Annotated in this window: 16 protein-coding genes; 13 read left to right on the top strand and 3 right to left on the bottom strand. The window is 47.9% G+C overall.

The window, feature by feature from the left end; genetic code table 11:
* Positions 1-72: 72 nt before the first annotated feature.
* The 8 genes from recG to QZ367_RS03330 all read left to right on the top strand — a co-directional run bounded on the left by recG (position 73) and on the right by QZ367_RS03330 (position 9,436).
* Complete coding sequence (recG, locus tag QZ367_RS03295) at positions 73-1,524, top strand: ATP-dependent DNA helicase RecG (RefSeq protein ID WP_291938133.1); 1,452 nt, start codon at positions 73-75, stop codon at positions 1,522-1,524.
* A gap of 214 nt (positions 1,525-1,738) precedes the next feature.
* On the top strand, positions 1,739-2,221 hold the full coding sequence (locus QZ367_RS03300; RefSeq protein WP_291937315.1) for a hypothetical protein: 483 nt from the start codon (positions 1,739-1,741) through the stop codon (positions 2,219-2,221).
* 1,023 nt (positions 2,222-3,244) lie between these two features.
* On the top strand, positions 3,245-3,796 hold the full coding sequence (locus tag QZ367_RS03305; protein WP_291937319.1) for a hypothetical protein: 552 nt from the start codon (positions 3,245-3,247) through the stop codon (positions 3,794-3,796).
* Between the two features lie 206 nt (positions 3,797-4,002).
* On the top strand, positions 4,003-5,244 hold the full coding sequence (gene hisS / locus QZ367_RS03310) for a histidine--tRNA ligase (RefSeq protein ID WP_291937322.1): 1,242 nt from the start codon (positions 4,003-4,005) through the stop codon (positions 5,242-5,244).
* Positions 5,241-7,079: a biosynthetic arginine decarboxylase gene (gene speA / locus QZ367_RS03315; protein WP_291937324.1), complete on the top strand. Its 1,839-nt coding sequence runs from the start codon at positions 5,241-5,243 to the stop codon at positions 7,077-7,079. Before hisS ends, speA begins: the two co-directional genes overlap by 4 nt.
* Positions 7,076-7,771, top strand: coding sequence for a serine O-acetyltransferase (gene cysE / locus QZ367_RS03320; protein WP_291937327.1), 696 nt, complete (start codon positions 7,076-7,078; stop codon positions 7,769-7,771). The genes speA and cysE overlap by 4 nt, the downstream gene beginning before the upstream one ends.
* 10 nt (positions 7,772-7,781) lie before the next feature.
* Positions 7,782-8,261, top strand: coding sequence for a hypothetical protein (locus QZ367_RS03325; RefSeq protein WP_291937330.1), 480 nt, complete (start codon positions 7,782-7,784; stop codon positions 8,259-8,261).
* Entirely contained in the window at positions 8,258-9,436 is a 1,179-nt protein-coding gene (locus QZ367_RS03330; RefSeq protein WP_291937333.1) for a pyridoxal phosphate-dependent aminotransferase, read from the top strand. Before QZ367_RS03325 ends, QZ367_RS03330 begins: the two co-directional genes overlap by 4 nt.
* A 532-nt stretch (positions 9,437-9,968) precedes the next feature.
* On the opposite strand, the gene QZ367_RS03335 is transcribed toward QZ367_RS03330, so the two are convergent.
* A complete protein-coding gene (locus QZ367_RS03335) occupies positions 9,969-10,226 on the bottom strand; it encodes a hypothetical protein (RefSeq protein WP_291937336.1) in 258 nt (85 codons plus the stop codon).
* 704 nt (positions 10,227-10,930) lie between these two features.
* On the opposite strand from QZ367_RS03335, the gene QZ367_RS03340 reads away from it, so the two are divergent.
* Positions 10,931-11,920 (top strand): c-type cytochrome, encoded by a 990-nt coding sequence (locus tag QZ367_RS03340; RefSeq protein WP_291937339.1) that lies wholly within the window; start codon positions 10,931-10,933, stop codon positions 11,918-11,920.
* Between the two features lie 240 nt (positions 11,921-12,160).
* Here the strand turns inward: QZ367_RS03340 and QZ367_RS03345 are convergent, their stop codons facing one another.
* Positions 12,161-13,072, bottom strand: coding sequence for a LysR family transcriptional regulator (locus QZ367_RS03345; protein WP_291937341.1), 912 nt, complete (start codon positions 13,070-13,072; stop codon positions 12,161-12,163).
* 141 nt (positions 13,073-13,213) lie between these two features.
* Here QZ367_RS03345 and QZ367_RS03350 point away from each other — a divergent pair, with 141 nt between their 5' ends.
* The 4 genes from QZ367_RS03350 (at position 13,214) to QZ367_RS03365 (ending at position 16,777) form a co-directional block, all read left to right on the top strand.
* On the top strand, positions 13,214-14,755 hold the full coding sequence (locus tag QZ367_RS03350) for a flavocytochrome c (RefSeq protein ID WP_291937343.1): 1,542 nt from the start codon (positions 13,214-13,216) through the stop codon (positions 14,753-14,755).
* A gap of 80 nt (positions 14,756-14,835) precedes the next feature.
* Positions 14,836-15,267 (top strand): cytochrome c3 family protein, encoded by a 432-nt coding sequence (locus QZ367_RS03355; RefSeq protein WP_291937344.1) that lies wholly within the window; start codon positions 14,836-14,838, stop codon positions 15,265-15,267.
* A complete protein-coding gene (locus tag QZ367_RS03360; RefSeq protein ID WP_291938135.1) occupies positions 15,264-15,935 on the top strand; it encodes a NapC/NirT family cytochrome c in 672 nt (223 codons plus the stop codon). Before QZ367_RS03355 ends, QZ367_RS03360 begins: the two co-directional genes overlap by 4 nt.
* A gap of 389 nt (positions 15,936-16,324) precedes the next feature.
* Entirely contained in the window at positions 16,325-16,777 is a 453-nt protein-coding gene (locus tag QZ367_RS03365; protein ID WP_291937346.1) for a hypothetical protein, read from the top strand.
* 472 nt (positions 16,778-17,249) lie between these two features.
* Here QZ367_RS03365 and QZ367_RS03370 read toward each other — a convergent pair whose 3' ends face one another.
* The gene (locus QZ367_RS03370) at positions 17,250-18,641 is read right to left on the bottom strand and encodes an OprD family outer membrane porin (protein WP_291937348.1); all 1,392 of its coding nucleotides are present in this window, start codon (positions 18,639-18,641) and stop codon (positions 17,250-17,252) included.
* Between the last annotated feature and the right edge of the window lie 390 nt (positions 18,642-19,031).

The raw sequence follows: 19,031 nt of genomic DNA on the forward strand, positions 1-19,031 counted from the left end.
CAGACCGCAGAGCCTACGATCACTCAGGCCGCAAGCACCGCCGAGGCTGTTCAAGACGCGCTCGCCGCACCGATGGGCGCTTTGCGCGATTGTGCCGTGCAACCTACGCATTATCAAACCAAAACTATCCAGACCGCAGCCGCCCAAGCTACAACCGCCATACCTACAATCGCTCAAATCGCAAGCGAGGCTGAAACTATCCATGCCGCCGATGCCGTCAGGAGCGCAGCCGTTACGCAGATAAGCGGTGCTGCGATTTTACGCACGCTGAAATTTGTCGAAATTTTAAACTACCTGCAAAAGCTAAGCGCGAAAAAAACGAGCTTTCCTGCGCAAATTTACCCGCTGCACGACATTTCGGACTGGCTAGCCTCGCTGCCTTTCGAGCCTACGCGCGATCAGCTAAGCGCGATAAAGGACATCGCTAGCGATCTGCAAAGCCCTCTGGCGCGCCGCCGCGTTGTCATGGGCGACGTAGGCAGCGGCAAGACGCTCGTCATCCTCGCTAGCGCGGCGATGAATTACCCGCGCATCAGCTATCTGATGGCGCCTACGAGCATCTTGGCCGAACAAATTTACGCCGAAGCTCTCCGTCTGCTGCCGCCGCAGATTAAGGTCCTGCTCGTAAAAAGCGGCGATCGCGAGCCGAATTTTGCGGGCGCGCACCTTATCATCGGTACTCACGCCCTGCTCTACCACGAGCTCGCGCCGTCAAATCTCATAATGGTCGATGAGCAGCACCGCTTCGGCTCGAACCAGCGCGAAAAGATCGCGCGCCTCACGGGGAGCGGCGAGTTTCGAGCGCATTTCATTCAATTTAGCGCCACGCCGATACCGCGCACGCTAAGCATGATCCAGTCCGAGCTCGTGAGCTTTAGCTTTTTAAAACAGCTGCCGTTTGAAAAACAGATCAAAACCAAAATCCTGCAAAACGACGAATTTACGGGCTTTATGCAGGATCTGCGCCGCGAGCTCGCCGCGGGCAATCAAGCGATCATCGTCTATCCTCTCGTGCAGCAAAGCGAAAGCTCGGTCTATCAAAGCCTTGAGGAGGCGGCGCCGTTTTGGAAGGCTCAATTCCCCGATGTGCTGATCACCCACGGCAGCGACAAGGACAAGGAGGAGGTCCTGCGCCGCTTCCGCGACGAGGGGCGGCTACTGATAACTACGACGATCGTCGAAGTGGGCATCTCGCTGCCGCGGCTTAGCGTCATCCTAATCGTAGGCGCCGAGCGGATGGGGCTTGCGTCGCTTCATCAGCTGCGCGGACGCGTCGGGCGTAAGGGACAGGCGGGGCGCTGCTACCTCTACACCAAGCTCAAATCCCCGCCGCAGCGCTTGCGCGAGTTCGCAGCGACGCTGGACGGATTTAAGGTCGCAAATATCGATCTGAAAAACCGCCAGGGAGGCGATCTGCTGGGCGGCTCGGTGCAGCACGGCGCGATGTTTGCGTGGTACGATTACGAAGAGGACGTGACGGCTGCAGCAAAACAGCGACTGAAAGACACAGGACGGGGTGCATGAAATTCTACGAGATGCGATAGAATTTAAACGTAATTTTAGTCGCGGCAAAATTTTACGAAGCGAATGCGATTATGAGTTAATGGGCGATCTGATATAAAATTTGAAATTTCACGGCGCAGATTACATCGGATAAAATTTAGAGCTTTACCAAGCGTCATTTGCTTTTAATTTCTAAAATTTATGCAACTTAAAAGTCCAAAAAAAGGAGAGCAAAATGGCTTACGTAACCTACGACAAGGCAAAATGGCACTGGGGCGCGAAAAATGCGCCGACCGATATCCCGCAGGAAAACGGCGCGACGCACATCGCGTTTTTCTTCCGCTGGTGCATGGAGCGCAAGCTCTACTCCAAGGACTTCGCGGCGGATTTCGCGGGCGATATAGCGCGGATGGACGATAGCTTTGATTATCGCGGGTATTTCTTTGGCGCCATGGACGGCGTGCTGGGAAGCGACGAGCTAAACACCGCGGGCAAGACCTTCGCAAATGCCTACTACACCACGGACCGCACGAAATTTGCCAAAACGCACGGCTGGTATTTGCAAGATTACGACGATTTCGTCGCGCGCAAATTTGGCGATAAAAACTTCGACAACGCCTATTTTTACATAGAAAACTCGCCGCAAAATTACGCCGAGATCAAGGCTATCATCGATCGCCGCTACGAGGAATTCTTGGCTATGAAAGCGGCGAAGTAGGACTTGCCGTATTAAATTTTAACCGATATCCGCACAAATTTAGCGCCGCCAGGGGGGGGGCGAAGCGAGCCGTCTTGGGTTTGTTTTACGCAAAAAAGTGGCGAAACGATCTCGCCGTTTAAATTTTTAACCGAGATTTGCGGCAAAGTAAGAACTGCCGCTCAAATTTTAAAGGCCCGCAGCGGGTTGCTCTTCCGCGCGGCTTAGAATTTCGTGCGGCATTTAGATCTATCTCGCCGCTTGCGGGCGGGCGAGGTTTGAACCCCGAAGGTAATGAAATTTCGCAATCTGCTTAAAGCAAACAAGTCCAAACCCATACGGCGCGCGGCTTAAAATTTCCGCACGGCGTTTAGATTTGTCCGTGTCGCTTGCGGCGTGCGGCCTTTACTTACACTTTCGTAGCCTCAAAGCGGGCGGGAGCGAGGTATCACGAAGCAGCACTTCACAAACATACCCAGCTCCCGAAAGAATTTCAAAGTCCGTTTTGCATAGATAAAGCCACGCGGCGCGAGCAGATTAAAATTCGCAAATAGCATAAGTGAATTAGAATTTACGCATGGCGCAATCGGATTAAAATTTGCGTGCGATACAAACGGATTAAAATTTATAAATGGCACAAGCGATTAGAATTCGCAAACGGCGCGAGCGGGTTAAAATTTTGTAAGCCGTACTCGCAGGTTACGTATGTACAAAAGAGTGCGGGCGGCAGGGCTTATTCATCTCTTAAACCTAGCTCGCCAACGAGCCTATATGTGCGAGCGCGAGCGGCAACCGCGCCATAAGTAAAATTTCAAGCTTCAAGTCGCACCGGTAAGCAAAATTCCAAATCGCGCCAGTAAGCAAAATTTCGAGACGCGACAGTAAGTAAAATTTCAAGTCGCGCCGCGATAGCGGGCTTGTAGCGGTAGCAAGCAGACGTAGGACGTAGAGCCCAGATAATACGCGTCCCACAAAGCAGACGCCTCGGACGCGAGGTATGCTATAATTTTGCGAAATTTTAAAATTTACGCCAAAGGAGCGAAGATGAACGAGAGGGTGCCTACCTATCTAGCAAATCACGTATTTAACGTGGCCCAGGACGATTATCTAAATGCCCAAGTCAGATCCGGCGTGGGCGGCGAATATTTTGAAATTTATTATTTCGGCGAGCTTTTTCGCGGCGAAGCTTTGCCGAACGATTATATCGCCGATTTTTACGACGAGGACGAGCTCGTGCCGTGCAAGCTCGTAGCCAAATGCGTGAAAACCGGCGAGGAGATTTTACTTTTTGACGGCGCCGCGCACGGCTACAACGCGATGTTTTGCGACGAGCTTGACGCAGAAAAAGTAGCCCGCCGCGAGCTAGTGAAATTTAACCTGCCGCCGCGTAAAATCCATCTAAAATTCGGCTATAGCACCCTCTACGACGACGAAATGGACGAATACGAAACAGACGAGAGCGGCAGGGTCCTACTGATAAACGGCGAAACCGCCTCGTGGGATGAGGTCAAAGCAAACGGCTTTGATTATATCGCCGTAAGCTGCGAGGACGAAACGGGCGAGATGACGGAGATACTTTCGCTTGAGCTTGCATAGGCGATTGAAATTTAGCGACCTTTGAGGTTTGCCTTTTTATCCGTACTTTGCCGAATTTAATTTATCACGAAGCGTATTTTATTTTGCGGCGCGCGATGAAAATAAGCAGAACCGACACGAAACCGCGAGCGGCAGGGCTTAAAATTTAGGTAAATTTAACTATAATCGCCGCAAAAAATTTTAAAATTTCACAAAGGATTTCATAGATGATCAAGGCACTCCGCGGTATGAACGATATTTCAGGCGAGCAGGCGCGCATCTACTCGCAAATTTTAAACGTGTGCGAGCGCGTGGCGCGCAATTACGGCTTTTGTCTCATCGAAACGCCCAAGCTCGAACAGACCGCGCTATTTCGCCGAAGCGTCGGCGAGAGCAGCGACATCGTCGGCAAAGAGATGTATGAGTTTAGCGACAAAAGCGGAGATAGCGTCTGCCTGCGCCCCGAAGGTACCGCAGGCGTCGTGCGCGCCTTTATCGAAAAAAAGCTAGACCGTAGCGGCGGCGTGCATAAATTTTATTATCAAGGCTCGATGTTTCGCTACGAGCGCCCGCAAAAGGGGCGCCTGCGCGAGTTTCATCAATTCGGCGTCGAGTGCTTCGGGCAAAGTAGCGTCTATGAGGATGCGAGTGTGATTTTGATGTTAGCTCAAATTTTACGCGAGCTAAATGTCTCCGCAACGCTTAAAATCAACTCTTTAGGCGATGAGGAGTGCATGCCGGCATATAAAACCAAGCTCGTAAATTTCTTGCAAGAGCGCAAAGATAGGCTCTGCGAGGATTGCCAAAGGCGTATCGACACCAATCCGATCCGCGTGTTGGACTGCAAAAACGAAAGCTGCCAGAAAATTTTAGCCGCCGCACCGCTTATAACTGAAAATTTAAACGACGCCTGCGCCGCGGAATTTGCACAGCTGCAAAGAATTTTAACCCAAAACGGACAAAAATTTCAGATCGATGCAAAACTCGTTCGCGGGCTTGATTACTACTGCAAAACCGCCTTTGAGTTCGTCTCAAGCGAGCTTGGCGCACAAAGTGCCGTAGGCGGCGGCGGGCGCTATGACAGACTCGTGGAGTTTTTAGGCGGCAGAAAGACGGCGGGCGTGGGCTTTGCGATCGGCATCGAGCGAATAGCAGAAATTTTAAAAACGCGCGAAGCCCCTCAAGAGCGCGAAGGGATTTATATCGGCGCGCTGGATGAGGCGTTTGTTAGCACGGCATTTTCATTTGCGCTAAAGCTGCGAAAGCTTTGTAAAACTCAAATTTCATACGAGCCCAAGAGCCTAGCCAAGCATTTAAAAGCAGCTGACGGGGCGGAGGCGAAATTTTGCCTTTGCATCGGGCAGGACGAGTTTGATCGCGCCGAGGTATGGTGCAAAAATTTAGAAGATCAAAGCACCTTTGCGATCAAATTTAAAGAGGTCGAAGCGTTTTTTAAGGATAGAGCATGAGCGATTACGGACTAAATATTTGGGGGAATTCCAACTTCACGATAGATGGCGGCAAACTATGCCTAAACTCCGATTTCAAGCAGCCTTTGGTGGACATTATAAAAGAGATCCGCGCAGACGGCGTGCGAGGCCCGATACTGCTGCGCTTTCCGCACCTCATCAAAAAGCAGATCGTTGAAATTTACTCAAATTTTAACCGCGCCATTAAGGAGTTTGATTACAAGGGAAAATTCCACGCCGTCTATCCGCTTAAGGTAAATCAATTCCCGGGCTTCGTTAAAAATTTAGTCGATATCGGCGAGCCTTACGGATACGGGCTCGAGGCCGGCAGCAAGCCCGAACTGCTGCTAGCGATGGCGTATAACAAATACGGCGCGCCGATTACCGTAAACGGTTTTAAAGATAAGGAGCTTATAAATATCGGCTTCATCGCCGCAGAGATGGGGCATAACGTGACGCTTACGATCGAGGGGCTAAACGAGCTTGAAACCATCATCGAAACGGCCAAGGAGCGCTTTGCGCCAAAGCCTTTCATCGGGCTACGCATCAGGCTGCATAACTCCGGAAGCGGACTGTGGGCGAAAAGCGGCGGGATAAATTCAAAATTCGGTCTTACCTCGACCGAGCTTATAGAGGCGATAAGCTTACTCAAGAAAAACGATCTCATCGAGCAGTTTACGATGATTCATTTTCATATCGGCTCGCAGATTACAGAGATCCACCCGCTCAAAAAGGCCCTCATCGAGGCGGGCAATATCTACACCGAGCTTCGTAAAATGGGTGCGAAAAATTTAAAATCCATAAATTTAGGCGGAGGGCTCGCTATCGAATACTCCCAAGCCAAAGAAAGCTCCAGCCGCAACTATACGCTAAAAGAATACGCCAACGACGTGGTTTTTTTGCTAAAATCGATCGCAGAGGATAAAAAAGAGGCCGAGCCTGATATTTTTATTGAGAGCGGCAGATACGTAGCCGCCAGTCACGCAGTGCTCGTAGCGCCGATTTTGGAGCTTTTTACCCAAGAATACACAGAAGAAAAGCTCGCCCTAAAAAAGGATAATCCGCCGGTAGTCGCTGAACTATACGATCTGTATAAAACTCTAAAACCCTCCAACGCGCTAGAGTATCTGCACGACGCCATGTCGCACATGGAAAGCGTACTTACCCTTTTTGATCTGGGATACGTCGATCTGATCGACCGCTCAAACGGCGAAATTTTGGTTCATCTAATAATGCGAAAGGCGTATGGAATTTTAGGCAACAAGCAAGAATACAGCAATTTCTTAAGCTCCTTAGGCAACGCCCAAGAGCGCTATTTAGTAAATTTTTCGATCTTTCAAAGCCTGCCCGATTTTTGGGGCATCAAACAGCACTTCCCGATCATGCCGTTAGAGAGGCTGGACGAGCGCGCCACGCTATCTGCGTCGATCTGGGATATCACCTGCGATAGCGACGGCGAGATAGAATTCGACAATCAAAAAAATCCGCTCTTTCTGCACGATTTCGATCCTGAAAAAGAGGAGTATTTTTTGGGCTTTTTCCTTGTCGGAGCCTATCAGGAGGTGCTTGGCATGAGCCACAACCTCTTTGCACACCCAACAGAGGCGACCGTGATTTTGCACGATGACGGTGGCTTTGAGATCAAGGATTTTATCGAATCTCAATCGGTCATCGACATCTTGGAGGATATGGACTACGACGTAGTAGATATCCGCGAAAGCCTAAACGAGCGGATCGAAAAATCGGATCTCATAGACGCAAAAGAGAAAAAGCATATCCTGGGCGAACTATATCTGTTTTTAAACGACAATAGCTACTTAAAGACGATCAAATGAGTTTTTGGCAAATTTTAAAACAGGACTTCACCGAGCCCTTGCGTCAAGATCCCGCATGCAATAGCCTATTTGAGATATTTTTCTGCTATCCAGGCGTCTGGGCGCTAATAAATTACCGCTTCGCGCATTTTTTCTATGAGCGAGGTTTTAAGCTTATAGCTCGCGCGATCAGCGGACTTACCCGCATAATCACCGCCGTAGATATAAACCCGGGCGCACGTATCGGCTCGGGCGTGTTTTTCGATCACGCCACGGGGCTTGTCATCGGAGAAACGGCAATCATCGGCGATAACTGTCTGATCTATCAGGGCGTCACTCTCGGCGGCGTGAGCTTAGAGCACGGTAAGCGCCATCCGACGCTGCAAAACGGCGTCGTAGTTGGTGCAGGAGCTAAAGTGCTAGGCAACATCACCATCGGCGAAAATTCCAAAATCGGCGCAAATTCCGTCGTCGTAAAGGATGTCGCGCCAAACTGCACCGCCGTGGGAGTGCCGGCTAGAATTTTAGGCGGCTGCGAGAGCGATCCTTTGGCGCATAACAAAATTCCAGATATCAGCCAGGAGCTTATCAAATATCTCATCAAGCGTATCGAAATTTTGGAAGATTGCATCTGCAGCGGCAGAAAAGATATCGCCGCAATGGATGAGGATCTAAATAAATTCTACGAAGAGTATCTAAAATCATTAAAATAAGAGGGTTAAAGTGAAAAAAGCTCTATTTTTTACAATTTTTGCTATTTTGTCGGCAAGCGGCAGCGATGCTAATAGCGCGAAAAATTCCGCGGACGACGCCAGAATAAGCCTAGTAAAAAGCCTATACATCAAGGACACCTATTTCGGCGATCACAAAAATGTCTTATCGGCTTCTTTCAAATCTGCGCTTATGCAGGATGAAGCATCTGCTGGCGAAGGTGAGGTAGGCTGCTTGGACTACGATCCGATAATCGGCGGTCAAGATGTCTGCGACGACGCGAAATATGATTTTGAGCTAGGGCAGCGCGATACTGTCGTAGTGACGCAGACCTGCCCCTACGACGCGCAGACGATAATCTACAAACTCGTCCGTAGCGGAGGCGATTATAAAATCGACGATATCTACAACCAAGACCTAAGCGGCGGCAGAGCTTTTAGCGTCAAAAATCAAATTTTAAATTGTCTAAACCAATCCAAGGAGCATCAATGAAATTAACACTTTCAAGTCGCGTAAGCAAGCTCGGCGAAAGCCTAACGATCGCAATCAGCACCAAAGCCAAGCAGATGAAAGCTCAGGGGCAAGACGTCGTAATCCTAAGTGCGGGCGAGCCTGATTTCGATACTGCAGAGGTCGCCAAAAAAGCTGTCATAGAGGCTATGGCTAAAGGCTGCGGAAAATATACGCCGGTTGCCGGCACGCCTGAAATTTTAAATTTAATCGCGCAGAAGCTAAAGCGCGATAATGCTCTAAACTACAGACCCGATCAGATCATCACCAACGTCGGCGCCAAGCACTCGCTATTTAACGCCTTTAACTGCATCTTAAACGAAGGCGATGAGGTCATAATACCGGCGCCTTATTGGGTCACCTACCCCGAAATTGTAAAATTCTGTGGCAGCAAGCCCGTCATCGTAAACACAAAGGCGGAAAACCGATATAAAATCACCGCCTCACAGCTCAAAGCCGCGATCACGCCGCACACGAAGGCACTGTGCCTTTTCAACCCGAGCAACCCCGCAGGCGCCGTATATTCGCGCCAGGAGCTGCAAGAGCTTGCGGAAGCACTAAAAGGCACGGATATTTTAGTAATTGCCGATGAAATTTACGAAAAAATTGTCTTCGGCAAGAGCTTCATAGCCGCAGCAAGCATCAGCGAGGATATGTTCGGGCGCACCGTGACGATCAACGGGCTAAGCAAATGTGGCGCGATGCCCGGCTGGCGCTTCGGCTACACCGCCTGTGCGATCGATGAGCTAAATAAGGCGATGATAAACTTACAAAGTCAAAGTGTCAGCAACGTAGCAAGCATAGTCCAGGCAGGCGCTATGCTGGTGCTGCGGGGCGAGGCGGACGATTATATCGAAATGATGAGGCGCGAATACGAGCGTAGGCGCGATTTTGGCACGGACGCGATAGGTGCGATCCCAGGGCTTAGTGTCGTAAAACCAGATGGCGCATTTTATTTCTTCATAGATTGCTCTCAGGTAGAACCCGATAGTATGAAATTCTGCATGCAACTGCTAGATAAAGGGCTCGTAGCCACGGTGCCAGGAAGCGGATTTGGCATGGATGGGCACTTCCGCGTAAGCTTTGCGTGCTCTATGGAAAATCTAAAACGCGGCTTTGAGCGTATAGAAAAATTCGTAAAAGATTACCACAAATAGGCACGCTAGCGAAATTTGAATCTAAATTTGTCACAGCTTAGCAGCGAAATTTTTACATAAAATTTAATGCGGCTTGGCGGCAAATTTAGTGTGGCACGGCACAGCTCGGCGCGAGATTTAAAGCAAATCCGGTGCGACGCAGCACGGAATTTAACTCAAATTCCGCCCATCACAGCACGATATGACTCGGCTTAGCTCAGATAGCGCGGTAGTTCAGTGCGGTTAAAATTAACGTTTTTTATCCGAGGCGTTTAAGTTCATTCCATGTTGTTTTATCCAAAAGTATTTAAATTTCGCCGTTTAATTCAAAATTATAACTATCGCGAGCTTGGCGATAAAGGCTAATTTGCTCTTGCTCTACTTAAGAACGATTAAGTTTCGCGCCGTTTTATTCAAAAGCATTAAAATTTCACACTTGCCGATGCTACTTCGATTTCCCCAATTCCTTTACGTTTTACTCAAGAGCTTTAGATTTTCATACCGCCGCATTACGGCGCCTGTCGCGCGAAATTTTATCTAGGCGGCAATATTTCTAGCGCGGATACGGTCCTGCGCGGCGCGCAGGCAGATCCGACCGCCAAAGCCCAAATCCGCTTAAATTTAAAATTCCTAGCCCGCTCGGGTTAAATTTCAAACCTAGCGCCCGTTTTAAGGCGCGTGCAAGGCGAGCATAAATACGCGCGCCGCCTAAACGGCACATAGACGAGACGATCCGCCTCGCCCCATCGCGCCGATAAATTTCGAATGCGGCGGCGATCCTGCTGCGATGCACCGCGACATGCTTTTGCAAATCTCGCGCTGAAATACTAATTTGCGACTTGTATTTCGACGGCATGCCGCGACACGTTTTTGCAAACGGCTCGTTTGTGGCGGCAATATCGGAGCCTGCGCGGGCGACACACTGCGGTTTTACGAATGAGCGAAATTACCCGTCTAAATTTTACCCGTTCGTTTCCCGCGAGCGATTGCATGTACTCCGCATTTTATACGCGGCGCGATGCCGCATCCGTGACACAAAAAAATACAGAGGCGCACAAATGAAGCGATCCGTGCGCGCGATAAAAAATACATAGGCGTAGCAAGCGTGCCGAGCGGTGCGGACGAAACGAGTGACGGGAGTGAGGCAATCTTTTAAATTTTTCTCTCGCAAGCCTTAAAAAAATCCGCTGCGTCACGGCTCGACTTCTTTTTCTGCGTAGCTCGCCGCACTGCCAAAATTTATCGCATGACTAAATCAAGTAATCTAATCGCGCAGGTTCTACCAAAATCACCCGCTCAAATTTTAAAAATCTCGCCATTTACTTTAAATTTTATCGCTAGGCCGCGCAAAATTAGCGTCAAATTTCATCGTCGCGCTAAGTTAAAATTTCGGCTCCTTTAAAATTTTCCTCTATGCAAACCCTGCAATAGCTTCTTTTTTAAAATTTTAACGCACATTTAACTAAAAAATTCAATAATTTCAAATCTATATTTTACTTTTTTAAAGGAGAACATATGAGAAAAACCGCCCTTGTTTTAGCGCTTCCGCTCTTTTTTACGCCCGTTTTAGGCTTTGATGTAGCCAAACTCAACGCCAAAAAAGCCGTGCCGTACGAGCAAAAGACGCAGGAGTTTAGGCTGCCCGTAGGCATCGACGAAAACGGCGTCATAGATGAGGCAAAGCTCGGCGACTCGCCTTATGCAAAGACCGTCATCTACGGCGCGAAGCTTATCAACGAGACGACGAGATATCTCGGACCGCAGGCAAAGGACGAAAAAATGCGCTTTGCGGGCAACAACCTATCCTGTTCGAGCTGTCATACGAGCGGCGGCGTCGTGCCCAATCAAAGCCCATTCGTGGGTATCTACGCGAGATTTCCGCAGTATGTCGCAAGATCAGATCAGCTAGTCACGCTGCAAGATCGCATAAATGGCTGTTTTCAGCGCTCTATGGCGGGCAAAGCGATCCCTACGAATTCCAAAGAGATGCGCGCGATGATCGCCTACATGCACTGGCTCTCCGCAGGATATGAGGTCGGCGCAAAGGTAAAAGGCCAGGGGCTGCCGAAGGCGCAGTTTTTAGACCGCGCGGCAGATCCTAAAAAAGGACGCGAAATTTACGCCGCAAAATGCGCCGCCTGCCACGGCGAAAACGGCGAAGGGATAAAAAACGAGGGGTTTGCTCAAAGCGGCGATTACTACACATTCCCCGCGCTTTGGGGCGATGACAGCTACAATACGGGCGCCGGTATGTATAGGCTCATCGAAGGAGCAAGGTATGTCAAAGCTACCATGCCTAAAGGGGACGCCTCGCTAAGCTGGGAGGAAGCTTTCGACGTGACGGCGTATATAAACTCAAAGCCGCGCAAGATCAAACCCGATAGGAAGAAAGATTTCCCTGACCTAGACGTCAAGCAGATGGATATGGATGTGGGGCCTTACAACGACGGATTTGACGAGAACGATCACCGCTTCGGCCCATACAAACGCATGATCAAAAAATAAAATCAAACGCCGTCCTCGCGGCGGCGGAATTTTGACGTAAATTTAATGCGGTTCGGAATTTAACGCAAATTTAGTGCGACGCGACACAGAATTTAATACAAATAGCGTGTTACGGCACAGATTTCAAAGCAAATTTGCGATGTGCGGTATAACTTGAAATTTACTGTAAATTTGCACAGTACGATATGGCTCAGCGCGAGATTAAAATACAAATTTTGTGCATATTATTTCCCGCGCGCCCTACTCGCCGCTTTTGCCCGCTTTTATCATCTTTATAAATTCCTTTGCGAGCTTGGAGGGTTTTTTATACACGACCGAAAACGACACGTCCAAAAGCGGCTCATCCGCGACGTCAAAGAGCGTGATGTAGTCCTTTTGCGTCTCAAAAATATACCGCGCGAAGCTGAAACTCACGCAAAGCCCCGCCGCGACCATCGCGTTAGCCACGTACAGATAGGAGGTGTCGCAGAAAATTTGAGGCGTAAAGCCGGCGTTTTCAAAGATCTTTTTGAAGTTCGATTCGCTTTTTAAAATTTTACTGCTAATTGCAAATTTATCGGATTTAAACTCGCTAAGTGCGATTTTAGGGTATTTCTCGGTAGAATTTATACTCACTCGCGAAACGGCAGGATGAGAGGAGCAGACGCTTAGAAGCAGCCTGCGCTTTTTTATAAACTCGCACTCAAGCCCCTCGGCAAAAAGCTCGCCGAAGTGCGCGGCATAGACGATGTCAAGCTCGCCGCTTTTTAGCATCTCGATGAGCGCGGGCTCGGAGTGAGCGTGCACGATCCTGATGTCAGCTTTGGAAAACCTGCTGTAAAACATCGCAATGATCTTTTCGATAAATTTAAAGCTGGTCGAGGTCGCGCCGATTACGAGCTTGCCCGTCTTGATCGACGAAAGCCCGCGGATTTCGTTATTTAGCTCCTTATTGAGCCTAAGCATATTTTTCGCTCTGGCGATGTAAATTTCGCCCGCGTATGTAAGCTCAAGGCCGTTTTTTCTATCAAAAATTTCGATCCCGAGCTCCTTTTCTAAAAGCATAATGCTCTTTGAAAGCGACGGCTGCGCGATTCCAAGCTCGCTCGCTGCCTTTGTAAAGCTTTTAAGCTCCGAAATTTTTACCGCAAATTCCATATGTCGCAGGCTCATTTTTTGCCCCTTCGGTTGAAATTTTATAGCCTTTAGCTATTAAATTATATACCAAATAACATTTGACTTACATAAAGATTTAATATAAAATTACGACATTAATCTTTAAGATTAAAAAATCTCTAAGTAAAGGGGCAAAATATGCAGAGACGCGACATACTGAAAATGGGTATGGTAGGAGCCGGTGCACTCGCGCTTAGCGCGGTGAATGCGCAAGCAAGTGCTGTAGACGCAAAGGACGTCAAATTTGACGAAGAGTGGGATGTAATCATCATCGGTAGCGGCTTTGCTGGACTTGCGGCGGGCTTAAAAGCGGCGCAAAAAGGCAATAAAGTGCTAATCCTCGAAAAGATGGGCCGTATCGGCGGAAACTCCGTCATCAACGGCGGCGGTATGAGCGTGCCGATGAACCCCGTGCAGGAAAAAACGGGCATCAAAGACAGCAAAGAGCTATTTATGAACGACTGTCTAAAAGCAGGACTTGGCATCAACCACCCAGAGCTTTTAAGCACCTTAGCAGATCGCGGCTTAGACGCGTTTAAATTCCTCGTAGATAACGGTGTGCAATTTAAAATGGATCACTGCGCGCACTTCGGCGGACACAGCGTCGCGCGCTCGATGCTAACTACAAATGATAGCGGCTCTGGCTACATCCAGCCGATGCTTGAAAAATTTGAAGCGCTGAAAGACAAGGGCTGCGAGCTTCGCCGCCGCGCAAAATTTGACGATTTCGTAATGGACGGAGATCGCGTGGCAGGCGTCGTGATCCGCGAGGAGTATAAATTTGATCCAAATCTCTATAGCGACGATCTTGAAAACACCAGCGGCACCAAAAAGACGCTCAAAGCCAAAAAAGGCGTAGTGCTCGCAGCGGGCGGATTTTGCCGCGATAAAATTTTCCGCAAGCTTCAAGATCCGCGCATCCCTGATGACGTCGATAGTACAAATCACGCGGGAGCTACCGCGGGCGTGCTACTAAAAGCCTTTGAGATCGGTGCGTATCCGGTGCAGGTCGATTGGATCCAGTTCGGTCCGTGGGCGAGCCCTGATGAGAAGGGCTTCGGTACCGCTCCAATCCTAACTCAGCAAGGCACCTTTAAATACGGTATCGCCGTGGACGTGCGCACGGGCAAGCGCTTTATGAACGAGCTTGCAGATCGCAAGACTCGCGCGGATGCGGAGTTTAAAATTTTACGCGAGGATCCAAAAGCCTATCCGATAACCTTCGCCGATACCAAAATGGCGTTTAAAGACCTAAGCGAAGAGGTTATTTCTAAAGGCATGGCAAGCGGTAAGCTAGTGGGCGAATGCGCGAGTCTAGATGAGATCGCTAGCAAATACGGCGTACCTGCGGATGCTTTAAAAGAGAGCGTTAAGAAATACAACGAAGGCGTTAAGGCGAAAAAAGACGAGTTTGGCAAGCAAGAAAGCGCGCTTAGCGAGATCAACGAAGCGGGACCTTTCTACGTCATCCGCCTATCGCCGAAGCCTCACCACACGATGGGCGGTCTAAAGATCAACACCAAAGCCGAGGTCTTATCATCTAAGACGAATAAACCGATCCCTGGGCTTTGGGCTGCAGGCGAGATCACCGGCGGAACTCACGGCGCGAGCCGCTTAGGCACCGTCGCGATCACCGACTGCATAGTTTTCGGAATGATCGCAGGCGAGCAGATCGCTTAACTAGGTCTGAGCGCAAGCTCTTTTAAGCCTTGCCAGGTAGCTAAAGCGAGCCTGCAAGGCAGTTTTCTAAAAGGTTGTAAATGAAAAATTTCAGTTTTACGGCGCTGTTTCTGTGCTGTATCATCGCGACTTTGTTCGGCGCGCCGTCTGCCAACGACGCCAACGCCACGAACATAGTCGTTTCAGATGAGCTTCGGGCAAAATACAAAATCAAACCTCATCACGAGCATTTGGCGTTTGACTGCGTCGATTGCCACGTAAATCAAGGAAGCGATCCGTCTAAATTTAAAAGTATCGGCGACAAAGGCTGTATCAGCTGCCACGGCGACAAAAAGCAGCTCGCTTTGAGGCTTAAATTTATGGATACGCTCAAGGCCAATCCGCACAACTCCGTCCACGACGGTCCTACGCTATACTGCGACGAATGCCACAACGAGCACAAGGCATCTACGAATATGTGTACCGAATGCCACGAGCACGAAGTGCCGCAATGGATGGGGGTGACGCCATGAGAATTTCTAAAAAATTACTAGCGCTTATCATCTTAATAAGCGGCATTATAGGGTTTTTCGTCGTCGTGCCGGTGCATTACGCGCTTGAGAAAACAAGCACCGATAAATTCTGCGACGTCTGCCACGAGATGGATCCGATGGTGATCGCCTATCAAGACGACGTGCATTCGGGCAAGGGCAAAACGGGCGTCAAAGCCAAATGCGTCGATTGCCACCTACCGCACGACAATATCGTAAAATACGTCTATCAAAAGGCCAAAAACGGCGTGTTGGAGGGCTACTCGCACTTCTTTGACGAGCCTGAGAAATACGACTGGAATAAAAGGCGCGAAAACCGCGAGCACTATGTGTTTGACAACGGCTGCACGAGCTGCCACGCCACCGTGATCGACAGCAAAATCACCTCCGAGCAAGCACAGCGCATGCACGCGCACTACAAAAAGCTCCTAGGCACCGAGCGCGAGCTCAAATGCGCGAGCTGCCACGTAAGCGCGGGACACGGCATTGGGCTTCGCAACTACCTAGAGTACTGGCGACCGACGTATAAAATTTACGAAAAGAAGATGATGGAGGAAAAGATCAAAGCTAAGAAGGAATTTTTCGGCGACGAGTATAAACCGAGCGCCGAAGAGCAGGCCTTTATGGACGCTTCTAGTGCGAAGAAATAACGCCGCTTGAAATCCTAGAATTTCTAAATTTCAAAATTCCGCCGAGGTTTAGCTGAGACCTTGACGGGATTTTTGAAATTTTGGCGAGGTTTTTGTGAAATTTTTATTAAATTTTATCGACTTTTAGATTTAAAATTTACCCGAATTCTCGATTTAAAATTTCATCTATCAGACCATATTTAAACCAACTGCCCGCAACTTAAGTTTATGCGCTTCTTACTCGCCAGCTTGTAAACGAAAAGTATCGACAAAAACCCTTGCAATTACATCTCTATGAGCCTTACTATGGTGCGAACTTAAAAATTTCATACTCACGATACATTTATGAGAGCATAAGGCTAGCATAAATTATCGAGGGTATAATCGAATTAAAATTTTAGGAGGAAGCGATGGCGTTTGAAAATGCAATCATCACCAAAGAGGATGATGAGAAGTATGGATTGAGTGCGCTATATGGTAAGTATAATTATGGAGCAAAGTTGCCAAATCTAAATTTTACAATAGATAGGCAATTAGATTGCTGGCTTTTAAAAATTTATAGCTTTCCAGATCCAAATTATGACAGAGCATTGCTTTCTAAATCTATTTGGGTTTTATATTATGATGGAAAATATATCGAAGCTATTTTAGATGAAAGTTGTAAAATCAATAAAACAAAAATACCGAATGACTTTCATAGAATTTGGCAACTTTTAAGTTTAAAACCAAAATATACTTTAACCTTAGAATTTCAAGATATTTTAAATATATTAGAAGCTGCATTGAAAACATATAGAGATATTGATCTATATAAATCAAGAGAGAACTACACTATGGAGTTACAAAACTTAATCGATAAGTAAGAGAAATAAAATGGCGTTTGTTGCATGGCATGTTCCAAAAGGAATTTTAAATGTGCCTGAAATAGGAGAGTTTGTAACGATGCACCTAAAAGAATATCCACACCTTTCGTATCAAAAGATTTAAAACGCTAGAAAGGTATATTTCTTGTAATTGTAATGAAATTTCTAAAATTTTATAAATTTAAAATTCCTATAAAGCACGCGTAACAAAATCCTCGTCAAAATTTCAACGCCCAAGCTTTATTTAAATTTCGGTACGCCAAGCTCTGCGGTGAAATTTTAGATAAATTTTAAAATTCAAGAGCATGTTTAAATTTAGGAGGTTTGGATGAAGCATTTATCAAGCGCGAGCCCGCTTGATAATGCATGATGGGGAAGAGTAAATTTTTCGGGTTTAACGCCCTTTTTGCGTTATATATGAGGCAAAATAATGCAGATGAGAAAGAGCGGAAATACTCCGCTCTTTAAAGCTTTAGTTGCCGCTTAGATCAAATTTATACGCAGCCTGCAACCATATCTCGTTCTCGTCGAACTTTCTATTTACGCCGCTAGCGTAGTGATCGCTTCTCTCAAGCGCAGTGTAAGTTACGCCCAAGCTTAGCCCCTTCACGGCCTTAGGAGCGTAGTTTGCCGTTACCGCCCAGCCCTCTACGTCCATGCTGGTGCCGACCCTTTGGCCCGCAGCCCCGCTAGCATTGATATTATTCGTGCCGCCTACTCTGTCTTGATTGCCTTTTACGTAGTGTAGTGCGGTTTTGAAGCCATCTAGGCCAATAGCACCGAAGTTGTAATCAAGCACGACCTTATGCGTATCCATACCCGCGTATCCCGTGAATACGAACGGACCTCTAATAGGCAGAGCGGTGTATGATCCAGGGCCGTTACCGACGCCTAAAATAACGGCATCGTCGTCGCTAACGGTCGTATAGGCATACGATAGACCGAATCCAAAAAACTCGCTAACCGAGACTCTTGCGCCGAACATATCGCCGTCAAGCCTTCTTGGCTCCAGCCCTCCGTTTACGCGCGAGCCTTTGTAGTTAAGATCAAATCCTAGCTTTAAAATCTCGCCTACCGGCACTTTTACATTCGCCTCGGCAAGATATAGGCTAACGTCGCCGTCCTTTAACGCATTAACAGGTTTTACGTCTGTTACTGCTGCGTAAGCGCCGGTTAAAGTAGTATAAGGCAGGGATTTGTTTTGAACGTATGCGGAGAAGATATTTTCAAATTTTACGGCGATAGGACCCGTCATATTACCCAGAATCACTCTATCTTTAAACAAAGGAGCCTTTCCTTCGCCTGCCGGAGCGCCCATAGCGGTTTTGCTCCTTCCTTGGAATTTATAAAACCATCCGCCCCACAAGGTAGTATCGGGGATATCTTTATTAGATATCGCTACACCCTCGAAAGCTTCTTTAAACGCCCTCGTATAGTTGCCTGCTACCAGCGGAGTAACAACATATTGTCTTCCTGCTTTTATATCGGTATTTCCTATGCCGTATCCTAGGTATAATTCAGATAATACCGCACCCTTGGTATACCACTCCTTATCGTAGGCGGTCTTATTGCTTGAGCCTACATGATACGGCATCAACCAGCCTTGTCCGGTAAGCCCTATTCTAAAGCCGTAAAGAGGATCGGTAACGTATCCGAGCTCAAGACCCACGCCGAATGCCTCGTAGTCGTTATCGCCCGTAGCGGCTTCGCCTCTATTGTCTACGGTTTTATTGGCGTAAGTTGTCTTTACCGTTCCGCCAAGCTTACCGTTAGTGATCGCATCGGCTACGCTCTCCGCCGCGCTTAGCGAGGATACAGCACATGCGCAAACCGTAGCAGCCAAACTTAGTTTGATGAGTTTCATTCGAAATCTCCTTTCATAAAGATTTACAAATATTTATAAAATGAATTATATCAAACAATCTCGCTGTTTGCGATAAAAAAGGGGGAAATTAAAAATAAAATTACGCAACTTTGTAAAGATTAAATTAATGAGTGGCGGAATTTATAGCCCGATTTATGATTTCATGCTTTGGCGAAAATTTTTGGCTTGCGCCCCGACCTCGACTCGCGGATAAAAGCGATCGAAACCTTAAAATTTTCAAAACGCCAAACCGAGCCGCTAAATAAAATTTTTACCGAAATCAAAGAGTGAAATTCCGCCGCTTTTAAATTTTAAAATTTAGAAAACGCAGTGAAGCTTGCGAGCTGAAATTTCTTTTTAAATTTAAAAGCGCGGCTACATAGATTTATA

The organism is Campylobacter sp., from assembly GCF_019423325.1.
GTDB lineage: Bacteria > Campylobacterota > Campylobacteria > Campylobacterales > Campylobacteraceae > Campylobacter_B.